At 36.7% G+C, this 15,018-nt stretch carries 14 protein-coding genes; 6 read left to right on the forward strand and 8 right to left on the reverse strand.

Annotated features, from left to right (window positions below):
- From AC1MPL_RS05075 to AC1MPL_RS05090, 4 genes are read right to left on the reverse strand one after another with little or no spacing between them, the layout of a single operon-like run.
- Positions 1 to 1,200, reverse strand: a complete 1,200-nt coding sequence (locus tag AC1MPL_RS05075; protein WP_479764717.1) for a BaiN/RdsA family NAD(P)/FAD-dependent oxidoreductase — start codon at positions 1,198 to 1,200, stop codon at positions 1 to 3.
- Between the two features lie 57 nt (positions 1,201 to 1,257).
- A complete protein-coding gene (locus tag AC1MPL_RS05080) occupies positions 1,258 to 2,133 on the reverse strand; it encodes a 1-aminocyclopropane-1-carboxylate deaminase/D-cysteine desulfhydrase (protein WP_479764719.1) in 876 nt (291 codons plus the stop codon).
- A 6-nt stretch (positions 2,134 to 2,139) separates the two neighbouring features.
- Positions 2,140 to 3,228 (reverse strand): HlyD family secretion protein, encoded by a 1,089-nt coding sequence (locus AC1MPL_RS05085; protein ID WP_479766155.1) that lies wholly within the window; start codon positions 3,226 to 3,228, stop codon positions 2,140 to 2,142.
- Positions 3,229 to 3,286: 58 nt separating this feature from the next.
- On the reverse strand, positions 3,287 to 4,930 hold the full coding sequence (locus AC1MPL_RS05090; protein ID WP_479764721.1) for an MFS transporter: 1,644 nt from the start codon (positions 4,928 to 4,930) through the stop codon (positions 3,287 to 3,289).
- 286 nt (positions 4,931 to 5,216) lie between these two features.
- Between AC1MPL_RS05090 and AC1MPL_RS05095 the strand changes: the two genes are divergently transcribed.
- Positions 5,217 to 5,975 carry a class I SAM-dependent methyltransferase gene (locus AC1MPL_RS05095; RefSeq protein WP_479764722.1) on the forward strand — a complete coding sequence of 253 codons (759 nt, stop codon included), beginning with the start codon at positions 5,217 to 5,219 and terminating at the stop codon, positions 5,973 to 5,975.
- Between the two features lies 1 nt (position 5,976).
- Here AC1MPL_RS05095 and AC1MPL_RS05100 read toward each other — a convergent pair whose 3' ends face one another.
- Together AC1MPL_RS05100 and AC1MPL_RS05105 are read right to left on the reverse strand one after the other, a co-directional pair.
- A complete protein-coding gene (locus tag AC1MPL_RS05100; protein WP_479764724.1) occupies positions 5,977 to 6,513 on the reverse strand; it encodes a DUF2062 domain-containing protein in 537 nt (178 codons plus the stop codon).
- 119 nt (positions 6,514 to 6,632) lie between these two features.
- Positions 6,633 to 7,799 (reverse strand): benzoate/H(+) symporter BenE family transporter, encoded by a 1,167-nt coding sequence (locus tag AC1MPL_RS05105; protein WP_479764726.1) that lies wholly within the window; start codon positions 7,797 to 7,799, stop codon positions 6,633 to 6,635.
- 160 nt (positions 7,800 to 7,959) lie between these two features.
- Between AC1MPL_RS05105 and AC1MPL_RS05110 the strand changes: the two genes are divergently transcribed.
- Positions 7,960 to 8,436 carry an Lrp/AsnC family transcriptional regulator gene (locus AC1MPL_RS05110; protein ID WP_479764728.1) on the forward strand — a complete coding sequence of 159 codons (477 nt, stop codon included), beginning with the start codon at positions 7,960 to 7,962 and terminating at the stop codon, positions 8,434 to 8,436.
- 16 nt (positions 8,437 to 8,452) lie between these two features.
- On the opposite strand, the gene hemJ is transcribed toward AC1MPL_RS05110, so the two are convergent.
- Positions 8,453 to 8,905 carry a protoporphyrinogen oxidase HemJ gene (gene hemJ / locus AC1MPL_RS05115; protein ID WP_479764730.1) on the reverse strand — a complete coding sequence of 151 codons (453 nt, stop codon included), beginning with the start codon at positions 8,903 to 8,905 and terminating at the stop codon, positions 8,453 to 8,455.
- Positions 8,906 to 8,922: 17 nt separating this feature from the next.
- Positions 8,923 to 10,152: a beta-ketoacyl synthase N-terminal-like domain-containing protein gene (locus AC1MPL_RS05120; RefSeq protein WP_479764732.1), complete on the reverse strand. Its 1,230-nt coding sequence runs from the start codon at positions 10,150 to 10,152 to the stop codon at positions 8,923 to 8,925.
- 259 nt (positions 10,153 to 10,411) lie between these two features.
- Here AC1MPL_RS05120 and AC1MPL_RS05125 point away from each other — a divergent pair, with 259 nt between their 5' ends.
- The 4 genes from AC1MPL_RS05125 to fusA all read left to right on the forward strand — a co-directional run bounded on the left by AC1MPL_RS05125 (position 10,412) and on the right by fusA (position 14,941).
- Positions 10,412 to 11,401: an EcsC family protein gene (locus tag AC1MPL_RS05125; RefSeq protein ID WP_479764734.1), complete on the forward strand. Its 990-nt coding sequence runs from the start codon at positions 10,412 to 10,414 to the stop codon at positions 11,399 to 11,401.
- Positions 11,402 to 11,682: 281 nt separating this feature from the next.
- On the forward strand, positions 11,683 to 12,057 hold the full coding sequence (rpsL, locus tag AC1MPL_RS05130) for a 30S ribosomal protein S12 (protein WP_023272703.1): 375 nt from the start codon (positions 11,683 to 11,685) through the stop codon (positions 12,055 to 12,057).
- Between the two features lie 155 nt (positions 12,058 to 12,212).
- Positions 12,213 to 12,683, forward strand: coding sequence for a 30S ribosomal protein S7 (gene rpsG, locus AC1MPL_RS05135; protein WP_237412429.1), 471 nt, complete (start codon positions 12,213 to 12,215; stop codon positions 12,681 to 12,683).
- Positions 12,684 to 12,808: 125 nt separating this feature from the next.
- Positions 12,809 to 14,941, forward strand: coding sequence for an elongation factor G (gene fusA / locus AC1MPL_RS05140; protein ID WP_479764736.1), 2,133 nt, complete (start codon positions 12,809 to 12,811; stop codon positions 14,939 to 14,941).
- Positions 14,942 to 15,018: the final 77 nt, after the last annotated feature.

The following is a 15,018-nucleotide window of genomic DNA, read 5'->3' on the forward strand; positions in this document are numbered from 1 at the left end:
CTATACATACTCTGCAGCGGCAGCTGCAGATGACCAAGCCCATTGAAAGTTAAACCCACCTAAATGACCTGTTACATCTAAAATCTCACCAATAAAAAATAATCCTTTTACTTTATTACTTTCCATTGTTTTTGATGATACTTCGGTTGTATCGACACCACCTAAAGTCACTTCTGCAGTTCTATAGCCTTCTGTTCCAGAAGGCTTTACAGCAAATGTATGTAGCTGTTTGGCAATTTCTATAAGTCGTTGATCACTTATTTGACCAATTGCGGTTTCTGCTTCTGGTAACCAAAAAATTTGTTGAAGCTCATGAGCAATACTTTTAGTAGTATATGTAGATAAGATTGTTCTAATAAGTACTTTAGGCTGTTCACGTTTCTTATCTTGAAAGATTTTTACTAAATCGAGTGTTGGGAAAAAATTTATTGTGAGTGATTCACCATGCTGCCAATAGTTAGAAACTTGTAATGCACTAGGGCCACTTAAGCCACGATGGGTAAATAATAGTGCTTCTGTAAAGGATTTAAGCGGATGGGAGAGGGTTACATCTAATGCATTGCCACTTAAGCGAATGGCAAGGTCTTTAATATAGTCTGAAAATGTAAAAGGAACGAGACCTGCGCGCGTTGGGTAAATATGATGTCCAAATTGCTTAGCAATATCGTAACCAATGCCTGATCCACCCAAAGTAGGAATCGAAAGACCACCACTCGCAATAACGAGTGATTGGCAGAAAAAGACACCTCTATTTGTAGTGACTTGGAAAGTATTGTTTTCTAAGTGACTAACATGGGTTACTTCATGATCTGTTTCAATATTAACTTGCTGTGTTTTTATGCATTGGTCAAGCAATAAGTTAAGAATATGCTTTGAGCCTTTTGTCGTGAAAAGCTGCCCATGCTTGCGCTCTTCGTATTCTACTTGGTAGTCAGAGACTAGACCAATGAAGTCCCACTGTGTATAGCGTGAGAGTGCCGATTTTACAAAGTGAGGATTATGACTAATATAGTTATCAGATTCGACATATAAATTGGTGAAGTTACATTTTCCACCACCAGACATAAGTATTTTTTTTCCAACTTTATTGGCTTTTTCTAAAACTAATACAGAACGACCACGTTGACCTGCATGTGCTGCAAGCATAAGTCCTGCCGCACCTGCACCCAAAACAATTACATCAAAATTTTGCTGTGTCATGACATTCTGCCGTTAAAGAAAAGCGCTGAATTATACGGTATTTCAAATAAGCTGTCGTTACATTAAGCTAGATTTCGCTTGTAGACCACCTGTATGGATAAGCAAAATACGTGTATTTTCTGGAAAATATTGTTTGCTTATAAGATCAAAAATGCCATAGCACATTTTACCTGTGTATATGGGTTCTAAGGGAATATTATATTTATGTTCAAATATATGTATAAATTCAATGAGACTTGGTGATGTTTTAGCATATCCACCAAAACAGTAATCATCTGTAATATCCCAATGATTTTTTTGCGTGATTTGCTTAACTTCTTGTTTAAGAAAGTCTCCTTTTAGTGCTGAAAAGCCTAAAATTTTACATGGAGATGATGTCGATTCAATGAGACCTGCTAAGGTTCCACCTGTGCCAACCGCACAACAAATGACATCATAATGCTGTAAATCATAATGTGTGAGTATTTCTTTACAGCCTTGAATGGCAAGTGTATTTGTTCCACCCTCAGGGATAATATAAGTATCTGGATATCTATGTTGTAATTTTTCTAAATAAGATAGTGTATGTCGTTCTTTATATGTGGCTCTTGAAATGAAAGAGAGTTGCATGCCACATATTTTATGAGCAAAAGTAAGCGTTGGATTTAATGATTGTTGTGCCAGCTCTTCGCCACGAATAATTCCTATGCTTTTAAAACCATATTGTTTTGCTGCATAGGCAGTTGCAGCAATATGATTAGAGTATGCGCCGCCAAAGGTGAGAATACTTGTATAACCTTGTTGTTTAGCTTTTAGAAAATTATATTTAAGCTTATAGAATTTATTACCTGAAATATAAGGGTGAATTTGGTCTAAGCGTTTCATATCTATATGAACGCCGTGTTTTACACCAATATGTTCAATGGGTGTATTGCTTTGTATATTTTGAAACATAAATATTTATGAGGTTGTGTGAGTATCTACAGAAGTTTCAACAGACATTCCCGGACTTAAACGTGAAAGGTCTTGTTGATTTGCATCAATACTAATACGGACAGGAATACGTTGCACGACCTTCGTAAAATTACCTGTTGCATTATCTGCTTTTAGTACACTAAATTCTGAGCCTGCTGCGGGTGAAATTTGTTCTACATGACCTGTAAACTTTTGATGGTTAAGTGCATCTACAGTAAACGATGCCTTTTGACCAATTTGAATATGATCCATTTGTGTTTCTTTGAAGTTTGCAATTACCCAACGTTTTGGTGGGATAAGAAATAATAATTGTGTGCCTGCTGCAACATATTGTCCAAGTCGGGGAGTAACTTCACCGAGTTGTCCATCCATAGGTGCACTAATAATTGCATAGTTTTTCGTAATTTCAGCTTGATCTAAAGCTGCTTGGCTATTTTGAACTTGAGCATTCAAACCAATTTGTGCAACCTGGGCCGTTTTAAGTGCTTCTTGTGCTACATTTAAATTGGCTTGAGCCTGTTGCAATAATGCTAAATTATTTTTTGCTGAAGCATTTACAGAGTCATATTCTGTTTTGGAAACAGCACCTGTATTACCAAGTTGCTGATAGCGACGTAATTGTTGTAATGAAAGTTCATACTGCGCATCTGCTTGCGAGATTTTTGCTTTTGCTGCAACAATATCGGCTTTACGCTGCTCAATCGCCTGATTTTGGTTTCTAAAGGCATTTTTAGCCTGATCTACATTGGCCTTTGCTTGAATGACTTGTTGATCATAGCGATCGGGATTGATTTTAATAAGAGGTTGACCTTTTTTTACATGGTCAAAGTCATTGACTAATACTTCTTGAATATAGCCATTAATCTGTGAAGACAATACAGTGGTTTGACCTTTAATATAGCTATTATCAGTCTGTTGTATTGGGCTATTAAAAGGACCTAAACGCCATGCCCATAAAATTGCTGAGATACCAATTAATAGAATAAAAAACATTAAAATAAGGGTCGATTTCTTTGTTTTAATCAATTTCCCAACATGAGGAATCGATTTAATCTGAATATTGGTGTCATCCATTTTTTTTACATTTTTTTGTTCGATATCTTGTGTATTACTCATCTTTTTACTCAAAATGTTAGGCATTCTTTTTACGGGATGTATGAAATTTATCCCAGAATATATTAAAACTTGTCCAGACAAATAGAATAATGGCAATCCAACTATTCAGGTTAATAACATCATTGTAGGCACGAACTTGCGACTCTCTTGTTGTAATCTGAGCTAGAGATTTGATGGCTTGTCCTTGTACTTGTAGAGGATCCGTTATATTTGCTGTATATTTTGCTTTATATTGATTAATGCGGTTAATGACATTTGGATCAGTTGCACTCATTGTACGGTTGATATCGACTTGATATACCTGTGCTTGATGTTTTTGGTAGGTATTATAAAAAGAAGAGCCAATAAGACTACCAAAGTTTTGTGTTGCTGAGAATAAAACGATAAACGTGACAACATAATTAGAACCCTGTTGTAGCGTTTTTCCCATACCTGTGAGAAGTAGTGGTCCAATAAATAAGCCATTTGCAAAAGCAATTAGGAATTGGCTATAGAAAAAATGTTCAGGACGTACATCGCTAGTTAGGTAAGCATCTAAACGACTTGCAATAAGGATAAGAAAAGTTGCGAGCAATAGGTGTAAAACGGTTCTTTCGCGTGAAAAAGTGAGTGCGCTAAAAACAACGCCACAAATAATAGCAATAAAAATAACAGTGTATAAGCCAACAAATTGGTCTGGTCCCATACCTACCGTTTTTAGAAAGTTTACCGCAGCATAACTTTGTTCGGAAAGTAAAAAACGAAGGAAGAAAGCACCAAAAATAAAGCGAATCATAGGTATAGTACCTAACCATCGCGTCATAATGAGAGGGTTTGTTCTATGATGTTCATAGAAAAAACCAAAAACAATGAGTGTAAAGCCAATAATTAGCGTATAAGCTAACCATGGGGCATCAAACCACCATAGCAGAGGACCTTGTGTTAAGACAATACAAAGACAAGCAAAGCCTGGTGCAAGTAAGATAAAAGTAAAAATATCACCCTTTTCAAAAACTGCAACACGTATGCTGCGTGGTAGCTTTAAAGAAACAACCATAGCATAGCAACAAATGGCAAGCCCCAATTCAAAAGTATAAAGGTCTACCCAATTATTTACATTTACAAGGTAGGGAGAAATAATCCAAGCAAGTGGAATACCAAGCTGACCAAAACCAAAACCCAAATAAAGACCTTTTAAGCGATGGACTTTACCAAAAGCCTGCATGATGTAATACATGCCTAAAGAGCTAAGAGGTGCTGCAACAAAGCCACTCATACAGCGTGCAAAAACTGCCATATGGTAATTTTGAACAAATAGGTGTAAGAGCATTACAGCAATAAAACCTAATAGGCCAATTTCAGTGAAAGCACGTAAACCATATTGCTGTCTTGACTTAAATAGAATGAGATTGGCACTTACATTGGCCATAACATAGGCAGCAGGTAACCAAGCACCTTCTGTTGGTGTTATGCCATATTGCCCTTGTAGTTGAGGGAGATTTGCAGTAATAAAGCCATTACTTAGACCAGAGGTAATCGCAATAAATGTACCAATAATAAAATATAGATACCTTTTCGACTTTGGGTGGTCTAATGCAGGTGGCGAACCTGGAATAACAGGTCTTTCATCATCTGCCCAGTTAGGGGGTGTTTCCAAGTATCGTGGTTTGTCATTTGCCATGAAACACCTAGCTTTTAATGATTATTTTAGAATACATATGTAGACGGTTTTGCTATTTGTGTAAATTGTATTGATGACATGCCTAAAATACATTTTGGATTTATAATGAAAAGTGGCTGTATAGAGAAAATATTATAAGTTAATTTATGTGTAAACAATTAAAGTAAAGTTTTGTATTATGTAATTAATATAAAAATAAGTTTTAAAACAAATAAAAATATTTAAATTTTTTTTATTAAATATCTCGTTTACATTAGTTTTAAAAGATAAATCTTGAGTACATATAATGAAAACACAACATGATATTAATCAAAAGCAGTATGCAGATAAATCTATGAGTTATTTGCATAGCCAAGTTCATGCTCAAGGAATTGAGTTTAAAAAGATTATAAATTTAATCTCAAATAAGCAACAGAGCCGTGTTTTAGATTTAGGATGTGGAGGGGGTCACGTTTCTTATCAAATTGCTCCTTTTGTAGAAAGTGTTGTGGCATACGACTTGTCTTCAGAGATGTTAGAGGCTGTTAAGACTACAGCAGAAACAAAGCAGATAAGAAATATTGTAGTTCAGCAAGGGCCTGCCGAGAAACTACCATTTGCAAATGCTGAGTTCGATTTTGTGATTAGTCGTTATTCAGCACATCATTGGCAGAATATTAGTCAAGCAATACATGAAGTTCAGCGTGTACTCTGCAATGGCGGTATATTTATTTTGATAGATATTATTGGTTCAAATAGACCTGCATTAGATACATTTCTTCAAGCAATAGAGATTATTCGTGATCCAAGTCATGTACGTGATTATAGCTTGGCAGAATGGATCAATCTTGCTGAGGGTGCTGACTTAACTGTAGAACTTATTGAAAAGCAGAAGTTATCTCTTAATTTTAAAGCGTGGGTTGAACGTATGAAAACGCCAAATCATGCTATTCATACAATACAATATTTACAGCATAGTATTTCAGATGAAGTTAAAAACCATTTTAATATACAAGATGATGGTAGTTTTGAAACAGATGTTGGTTATTTTATTTTTAGAAAATAATTTAAATATGACGTTTGTGCCATTGATGCATAGTACTCCAACGCCAGAATAAGAGCGTGGCAATATATAAAATAAGTGAAAAGGATAAGGCCTCAATAAGCAGGCCTGAAAATAAAACTTTGGTCATGCTGGTATCTACATAACCGTGACCAAAGTGGGAAAGCCATGCTGAAACTTGATGAAAAATAGTGAGTAATATTTCTTTATCAATCATTTGTACATGATATATTTTACTTCCGATCCAAAATGCAACATATAAAATGGGTGCAATTGTAAAAGGGTTGGTTAGCCAAGCAAGGCTTAGCCCAATAGGTAAATTTACTTCAAGCACCAACACCGTAAGAATAATAAGAATACTATGGAAAGGAATGGGTAAAAGTCCAAAGAATGCACCAATCAACACAGCTCTAGAGATCGATCTACGGTTTACATACCATAGTAAAGGATCGCGCGTACGGCTTCCAAAAAGTTTCATGATTTTAGAAGACTCAACTTTCTCAGAAGAAGGCAGCCAAGATTGAAGGGTTTGTTTAAGCATCGTCGTCGCTTTATATATTTAAAATATTTTTATCTCTTTCGTTCAATTATACCCCAAATGGTTATTTTTTCATATCATGATATGAATATGGATATATATTATTCATAATTAAAATATTTTTATTTCTTCGATAAAAATTTATATAGCAGAATACCGAATAAAAGTCCCCAAAATGCGGAACCAATACCTAATATTTGTATGCCCGATGCACTTAATAAAAAAGTAAATAATGAAGCATCACGACTTTCGATATCTTCAAAAGCAACCGCAATGTTATGGCTAATTGTACCGAGTAATGCAATGCCTGCGACAGTCGTAATGAAAAGTTGAGGTAAATTAAGCAGTAAGTGTGTTAGGTAAAGTGCAAATATTCCCATAAGTATATAGCAAATACCGCAACATATTCCTGCAATATAACGTTTCTTAGGATCAGGGTGTACTTGATTATCTAAACTTACAGCAGCACTAATAGCTGCCAGACATACAGAAAATGCACCAAAAGGTGCAAAGCATGTTTGGGTAATACCAATCCAACCTACAAGCTGATTTGTATGAGGTACGTAGCCATAACTTTTGATCATCCCAATACCAGGTAAAAACTGCGATGAAAGATTAACAATAAACAAAGGTAGTGCCAGTCCAACAACACTTTGCCAAGAAAAAGTAGGTGTAACCCAAATAGGCTTTGTAAGATGGAATGAAAATGCAGGAAAAGAAATCTGACAAAATATCATGCTCAATATAAAAGCAATGCATACCATGAAAACGATACTATAGCGTGGTGAAATACGTTTTAATATAAAATAGCTAAGTAATGTACCAGTAGTGAAAAACCATTGGTCTGGTAAGTGTATGAATAAATTAATTCCAAATTTAAGTAGAATTCCTGCCAGCATAGCACAACTCAAGCTGAGAGGAATTTTTGAGAGTAGTTTTTGAAAGATGCCTGAAAAACCTGTTATGGCAATGAGAATACCGCAAGCAATAAATGCACCTGTCGCTTCGTTAAGAGAGTAGTGTTGGTTTGAAGCAATAATAAGCGCAATACCAGGAGTAGACCATGCGGTTGCAACGGGATACTTATATTTCCACGATAAAATAGCACCAGACAAACCAATTGAAATACCAAGTGCTAAGAACCATGATGATACCTGATCGGGAGTTGCTCCAAGGTGTTGAGCACCTTCAATGATGAGTACGGCTGAAACGCTAATACCAATAATAAAAGTAACAATACCTGCAAATGCAGCTGAAATAGAAAAATCATCAATGAATTGTTTAAGCATCCGTAAAGTCACTTTATTATGGGTATTGAAGAGGCTAATTTATCAATTTACTAAAAAAATGTGCTTTCTAATTTAGATTAAAATAAATAAAAATATTTCAATATTTTTATCTCTTTAATAATAATATTTACAAATTAAGCTAAAATTTAGGAGAATTTTTATGGAAAAAATAGGGTTGACTCAGCTTTCGAGTTTGGATTTAAAAATTATGCGGGCTTTGCAAGAAAATGGTCGTTTAACCAATGCAGAGTTGGCAAAAATAGTTGATATTAGTAGCTCATCTTGTTGGAAACATACTCAAAATTTATTTGCCATTGGTGCAATTGTCGATATTCGTGCAATTATTAATCCTGTCATGGTACAAAAAGAAACAGTTGTATTGGTGGGTGTTGTTTTAGATCGCTCTACACCAGATAGTTTTGAAGAGTTTGAAACACATGTAAAAAAATTGCCTAATATACTTGAATGCTATTTAGTAGCAGGGGAAGTTGATTACTTTTTAAAGTTACGTGTGAGAGATCTTTCTGAATTTAATCGTTTTCACAGTGAAAAAGTCATTGCGTTACCGGGAGTAAGGCAAGTGAGAACTTTTTTTGTACTGAATGAAGTTATTACAGATGGTCTATTGTCTTTCTAGATAAGAAAAACCTCAGTTAAAACTGAGGTTTTACAACAACTAATATAACAACGGCAAATAAGATGACAGTAGGCAACTCATTAAACATTCGCCAAAATTTATGTGTTTTGTAATGGGCATTATCTATAAGTTTTTTTCGATAATAACCACAAAAAAAATGATAAATGATGAGCAGCCCAACTAAACCAACTTTGAAATAAAACCAAAGTGCTTCATGGTAATGTCGAGTTGCATCCCCCCAGTCTACAAGAAAATGGGCTGTAATAAGTGTTGCGATCATTGCTGGCCACATAATTCCACGATAAAGCTTACGCTCCATAATTTGGAATCTTTCATAACTTGCTTGATCATTACTCATTGCATGGTAAACATACAAGCGCGGTAAGTAGAAGAGTGCTGCGAACCAGCACACAACCGCAATAATATGTAGCGCCTTTACCCATAAAAACGCGCTAGAGGGAGCATCCATAAGCCTTCCTTATTGCATTAGTTTTCCCATTTTTTGAAAATGAGGCATGCATTTACACCACCAAATCCAAAACTATTACTCATAACACTATTTAGTTTAGCATCACGTTTTTCAAGTACAATATCAAAGCCTTCTGTACCTTCATCAAGCTCGGTAACATTAATGTTTGGCGCGATAAAGTCATTTTGCATCATTAAAATAGAGTAAATAGCTTCTTGTACGCCTGCTGCACCTAAGCTATGTCCTGTCATAGACTTTGTTGAACTTACGGGTGGCACATTACCTGTACCAAAAGCATTTTCCATTGCTTTTAATTCTGTAATGTCACCTGCTGGGGTAGATGTACCATGCGAGTTTACATAGTCAACTTTTTCAACACCATGTTGTTTTGCTTCATCTAAAGCCATAAGTACACAGCGTGTTGCACCTTCACCGCTTGGTGCAACCATATCAGCACCATCACTATTTGCAGCATAAGCGACAATTTCAGCAATAATATTTGCACCACGTGCTTGAGCATGTTCTAGTGACTCAAGTACGAGGAAGCCACCACCACCAGCAATAACAAAGCCTGCACGGTCTTTTGAGTATGGGCGAGATGCAGACTCAGGTGTATCATTAAATTTGTTGCTTAAAGCACCCATTGCATCAAATAACAAACTTTGAGACCAGTGATCTTCTTCACCACCACCTGCAAGCATAAGATCTTGTTTACCAAGCGCAATAAGGTTGTATGCATAACCAATTGCATCTGCTGAGGTAGCACAAGCACTTGCAACTGAATGAGCAACACCTTGTAATTTAAATGCTGTGCCAAGGTTAGCAGTAATTGTATTTGTCATATTACGTGGTACGAAGAAAGGACCAACCTTACGTGCACCTTTAGTTTCTAAGATCTCATTCATCTCAACAACAGAAGCAGTTGAGCCACCACCTGAACCACCTGCAATACCGTAACGTGGATTACCGCCTAAATCAGCTACTTCTAGACCTGCTTGTTTAATTGCATCTAATGCTGAGTTGTAAGCATACATTGCGCATACACCCATAAAACGTTTTGTTTTACGGTCAATATGGTCAAACTCTTGCTCAGCAGGTGCGCTGACATGGCTTTTGAAGTTTAGATCGACATGTACTTGGTTAAGGCGAGTACCTGAGATACCATTTTTTAAAGATTCAGTGACTTTTTCTAATGAGTTACCAATGCATGAGTTAATGCCCATACCTGTAATTACAACACGGTTCATCTTGCAGATCCCTTAATATAGTGGTGATGAGTAAAGTGCTATCATATTGATATCTATTACTCATGTTTTGATGTTTACCTCATAATAACAGAAAGCTTTTTTAAATCTTATGGCAAATCTTATGTGTATTCTTATGATTCAGGTAAAAAATGCACATCTTGTGACATTTAACTAAAAGATACATATTAAAGTTGAGATAAAATAAGTCTACTTCTAGTATTTATCAATAATCTAAAGAAAAAATAATTGGGAGATGGATATGCCAAAAACAGGCAATAATCCTTCATTCGAGCCACTTAATAAGATTTTTGGAGTGGCTAAAAAGCTCAGTCAGGCAACATTAGACAAAGTAAATGGGCAGACTATATCACCTAAAGAAAGTAGACGTGCATCAGATACAGTATATGCTGATAAACCACAAATGATGATACGGCAATATATTCCCGATTTCTCTCGAAGAGTTTTAGGTAAGAATTATAGTCCTGTTGTAAAAGTTGTAGGTTTTCTTTCGCCAATAGGTGGAGATCATGCTGCTGATTATCTGTTCAAGCATATTAATCAAATTGCAGAGAAGTTAAGTAGCACTGAACTTATTATGGCTGAGGCAGGAGTAAAGTCACTAGATACCTTAAAAGCTGATATTTTTCGTGCAGGGCGGTTGAGTCAAGCCTTGATTGAACAAAATAAATGGATTGCAAGTGTGCAGGGTGGTGCTTGTGCGCCTTTAGGTGTAATAGGAATGGGGGTGGATATTCCAGTTTCACTTATCCTTGTTTTAAAAACAGTTTACCAAACTGGGAGAGCATATGGTTTTGAGTTAAGTATAAATGATCAAGAGATTATTCAATTTATTTTTCAACAAATACCACTTGAGAAAATGGTTGAGAAACAAAGCTTATTATTATTTATACGTACCATTTCGAGTGCTTTAGAAACACATGATATTCAAAAGTTACAAAATTTTGTAGGTTCTCAAGAAGATTTAGCATGGATATCTAATTTATTTAAAGAGCAATCTATCCAATGGGAATGGTTAAGAAATCTACCTAAATTATCAATACTAAGTAAGTCTAGTCCATTTTTTATGGCAGGGGTTGGTGCAGTATATAGTTGGAAACTTATAGAGCAGGTTGGACAGTACTCACAGCATGTTTTTTCTATTGCTAGAGATTATATACTTACTCATCCAACAGAATCGTGCTCTATATTAGAGGCTTATCAAAGATCTGCTAAAAGCATGGAAAATTAGACCCATACTGTTTATATTACTTCATAAGCTGTGAGTTGATATCTTATTATTACTACTTAAATTGTTAAATATAATATTTATTTTAAAGAATAGTATTTGATGTTTCTTGTAAATATCTGCTTTATATTACTTTTTTATAAGATAATTTGGTTGTTATTGAGTTTAAATCCATCTTTGTCTTATGTTGACCAAGATTTAGTTTTTGAATACAATAATGTGCCCTCAAAAAGAGTTAAATTTTCTTTTTTTGTGGGGTTTTTAATTAACGGGAGAATTGCCATATGGCAACAACAAATCAATTGATCCGTAAGGGTCGTTCAACTTTGGTTGAAAAATCCAAAGTTCCTGCGTTGAAGGCTTGCCCACAACGTCGTGGTGTATGTACTCGTGTTTATACAACTACACCTAAAAAACCAAACTCAGCAATGCGTAAAGTTTGCCGTGTGCGTTTAACTTCAGGTTTTGAAGTTTCAAGCTATATCGGTGGTGAAGGGCATAACCTACAAGAGCACAGTGTTGTGCTTATCCGTGGTGGTCGTGTTAAAGATTTACCAGGTGTACGTTACCATACCGTTCGTGGTTCATTAGACTGTGCTGGTGTTAAAGATCGTAACCAAGCACGTTCTAAATATGGTACTAAACGTCCTAAGAAATAATTAGGCGTTAAAACCAAAAAACCTTTAGCGTTTCGCTTGTTTGATCATTCAGATTTTTAAATCAAGCGGCGTATAGTAAGGCCAGCGTCATGTGCATGACACTTTGCACAAACTGCTGGATCATCCTGAAGTGTCATATTATTAGGTGTATTAAAATGCCAAGACGTCGCGTAGTCGCTGCCCGTGAAATCCTTCCGGATCCTAAGTTCGGTAGCCAAACAATCGCTAAATTCATGAACCACGTTATGCAAGACGGTAAAAAATCGATTGCAGAAAGCATTGTTTACGGTGCTTTAGACCGTGTTCAAGAAAAAAACAAAGTAGACCCAGTTGAATTTTTCGAGGCTACTCTTGAAAAAGTTCGTCCTATGGTCGAAGTAAAAGCTCGCCGTGTTGGTGGTGCTACATACCAAGTACCTATGGAAGTGCGCCCATCCCGTCGTACTGCTCTAGCTATGCGTTGGTTAGTAGACGCTGCTGCAAAGCGTTCTGAAAAAACTATGGCTTTACGTCTTGCTGGCGAGTTGCTTGATGCGGCTGAAGGCAAAGGTGCTGCAACTAAAAAACGTGAAGACGTGCACCGTATGGCTGAAGCTAACAAAGCCTTCTCTCATTACCGTTTCTAAGCGGATAAAACAGGCCTTCAAAAAAATAATATTAAAAATACTTGTATTTTTAATATTTGAACGCATTAAGTTATTTAAACTTAATGCGTCCTGTTTTATAAATAACATTAGGAATGTAAAACATCATGGCTCGTCAAACTCCTATTTCTCAATACCGTAACATCGGTATTTCTGCACATATTGACGCAGGTAAAACTACAACTACAGAGCGTATCTTGTATTACACTGGTGTATCTCACAAAATTGGTGAAGTACATGACGGTGCTGCAACGATGGACTGGATGGCACAAGAGCAAGAGCGCGGTATTACAATTACCTCAGCTGCGACGACTTGTTTCTGGTCTGGTATGGCTAACCAATTTAAACAACACCGTATCAACGTAATTGATACACCGGGACACGTTGACTTCACAATTGAAGTTGAACGTTCTATGCGTGTACTTGACGGTGCTTGCATGGTTTACTGTGCAGTTGGTGGTGTTCAGCCTCAGTCTGAAACTGTATGGCGTCAAGCAAACAAATATAAAGTACCTCGTTTAGCATTCGTGAATAAGATGGACCGTACAGGTGCAAACTTCTTCCGTGTTGTTGAACAGATGAAAACACGCCTTGGTGGAAACCCTGTACCTATCGTAATTCCAATCGGTGCAGAGGATACATTTACTGGTGTTGTTGACCTTCTCGAAATGAAAGCAATTATTTGGGATGAAGAATCTCAAGGCATGAAATTCGACCTAGGTGAAATTCCAGCTGATCTTGTTGATACTGCTCAAGAATGGCGTGTAAACATGGTTGAAGCAGCAGCAGAAGCTTCTGAAGAACTCATGGACAAATACCTTGAAGAAGGTGATCTTTCTAAAGAAGAGATCATGCAAGGTTTACGTGCACGTACACTAGCATCTGAAATTCAAGTAATGCTTTGTGGTTCTGCATTCAAAAACAAAGGTGTTCAACGTATGTTGGATGCTGTAATTGAATATTTACCATCTCCAACTGAAGTACAAGCAATTCGCGGTATTTTAGACGATAAAGCTGAAACTGAAGCAACACGTGAAGCATCTGATGATGTTCCGTTCTCTGCGCTTGCATTCAAAATCATGAATGACAAATTCGTAGGTAACTTAACGTTCATCCGTGTTTACTCAGGTGTTCTTAAACAAGGTGATCCTGTATTTAACCCAGTTAAATCTAAGCGTGAACGTGTTGGCCGTATCGTACAAATGCACGCAGATCAACGTCAAGATTTAGACGAAATCCGTGCGGGCGATATTGCTGCATGTGTTGGTCTAAAAGACGTAACAACTGGTGATACACTGTGTGATGAAAAGAACATCATTACACTTGAGCGTATGGAATTCCCTGATCCAGTAATCGCACTTGCTGTTGAACCAAAAACAAAAGCTGACCAAGAAAAAATGTCAGTTGCTTTAGGTCGCTTAGCAAAAGAAGATCCTTCATTCCGTGTACGTACAGATGAAGAATCTGGTCAAACAATTATTGCTGGTATGGGTGAGCTTCACCTTGACATCATTGTTGACCGTATGAAGCGTGAATTCGGTGTTGAAGCAAATATTGGTAAACCAATGGTTGCTTACCGTGAAACAATTCGTAAAACAATTGAACAAGAAGGTAAATTTGTTCGTCAAACAGGTGGTAAAGGTAAATTCGGTCATGTATATGTTCGTTTAGAGCCAATGGATCCTGAAGGCGATAAAGAATATGAATTTGCTGAAGAAGTTGTTGGTGGTGTAGTACCTAAAGAGTTCTTTGGCGCTGTGGATAAAGGTATCCAAGAGCGTATGAAGAATGGTGTCCTTGCTGGTTACCCAGTTGTAGGCATCAAAGCGACATTATTTGATGGTTCTTACCATGATGTCGATTCTGATGAATTGTCGTTCAAAATGGCAGGTTCTTACGCATTCCGTGACGGTTTCATGAAAGCAGACCCTGTTCTTCTTGAACCTGTTATGAAAGTTGAAGTGGAAACTCCAGAAGACTACATGGGCGATATCATGGGCGACTTAAACCGTCGTCGTGGTATGGTTCAAGGTATGGACGACTTACCTGGTGGTACAAAAGCCATTCGTGCTGAGGTTCCACTTGCTGAGATGTTTGGTTACGCAACACATATGCGTTCTATGTCTCAAGGTCGTGCAACTTACTCTATGGAATTTGCAAAATATGCTGAAACTCCACGTAATGTGGCTGAAGGCATCATTACTAAATTCCAAACAGGTAAATCAGGTGACGACGAGTAATCTTTCGATTACTATATTGCCTAATTCGATTTGAGTTAAAAACCTATTGCTCATAAGTGACCCTTATGAGCAGTTAA

The organism is Acinetobacter sp. N1-1 (genome assembly GCF_056711485.1).

Coding starts and splice junctions, on each gene's coding strand:
- AC1MPL_RS05075 (WP_479764717.1), bottom strand. CDS start 1,200: ATGACACAGCAAAATTTTGATGTAATTGTTTTGGGTGCAGGTGCGGCA.
- AC1MPL_RS05080 (WP_479764719.1), bottom strand. CDS start 2,133: ATGTTTCAAAATATACAAAGCAATACACCCATTGAACATATTGGTGTA.
- AC1MPL_RS05085 (WP_479766155.1), bottom strand. CDS start 3,228: ATGGATGACACCAATATTCAGATTAAATCGATTCCTCATGTTGGGAAA.
- AC1MPL_RS05090 (WP_479764721.1), bottom strand. CDS start 4,930: ATGGCAAATGACAAACCACGATACTTGGAAACACCCCCTAACTGGGCA.
- AC1MPL_RS05095 (WP_479764722.1), top strand. CDS start 5,217: ATGAAAACACAACATGATATTAATCAAAAGCAGTATGCAGATAAATCT.
- AC1MPL_RS05100 (WP_479764724.1), bottom strand. CDS start 6,513: ATGCTTAAACAAACCCTTCAATCTTGGCTGCCTTCTTCTGAGAAAGTT.
- AC1MPL_RS05105 (WP_479764726.1), bottom strand. CDS start 7,799: ATGCTTAAACAATTCATTGATGATTTTTCTATTTCAGCTGCATTTGCA.
- AC1MPL_RS05110 (WP_479764728.1), top strand. CDS start 7,960: ATGGAAAAAATAGGGTTGACTCAGCTTTCGAGTTTGGATTTAAAAATT.
- hemJ (WP_479764730.1), bottom strand. CDS start 8,905: ATGGATGCTCCCTCTAGCGCGTTTTTATGGGTAAAGGCGCTACATATT.
- AC1MPL_RS05120 (WP_479764732.1), bottom strand. CDS start 10,152: ATGAACCGTGTTGTAATTACAGGTATGGGCATTAACTCATGCATTGGT.
- AC1MPL_RS05125 (WP_479764734.1), top strand. CDS start 10,412: ATGCCAAAAACAGGCAATAATCCTTCATTCGAGCCACTTAATAAGATT.
- rpsL (WP_023272703.1), top strand. CDS start 11,683: ATGGCAACAACAAATCAATTGATCCGTAAGGGTCGTTCAACTTTGGTT.
- rpsG (WP_237412429.1), top strand. CDS start 12,213: ATGCCAAGACGTCGCGTAGTCGCTGCCCGTGAAATCCTTCCGGATCCT.
- fusA (WP_479764736.1), top strand. CDS start 12,809: ATGGCTCGTCAAACTCCTATTTCTCAATACCGTAACATCGGTATTTCT.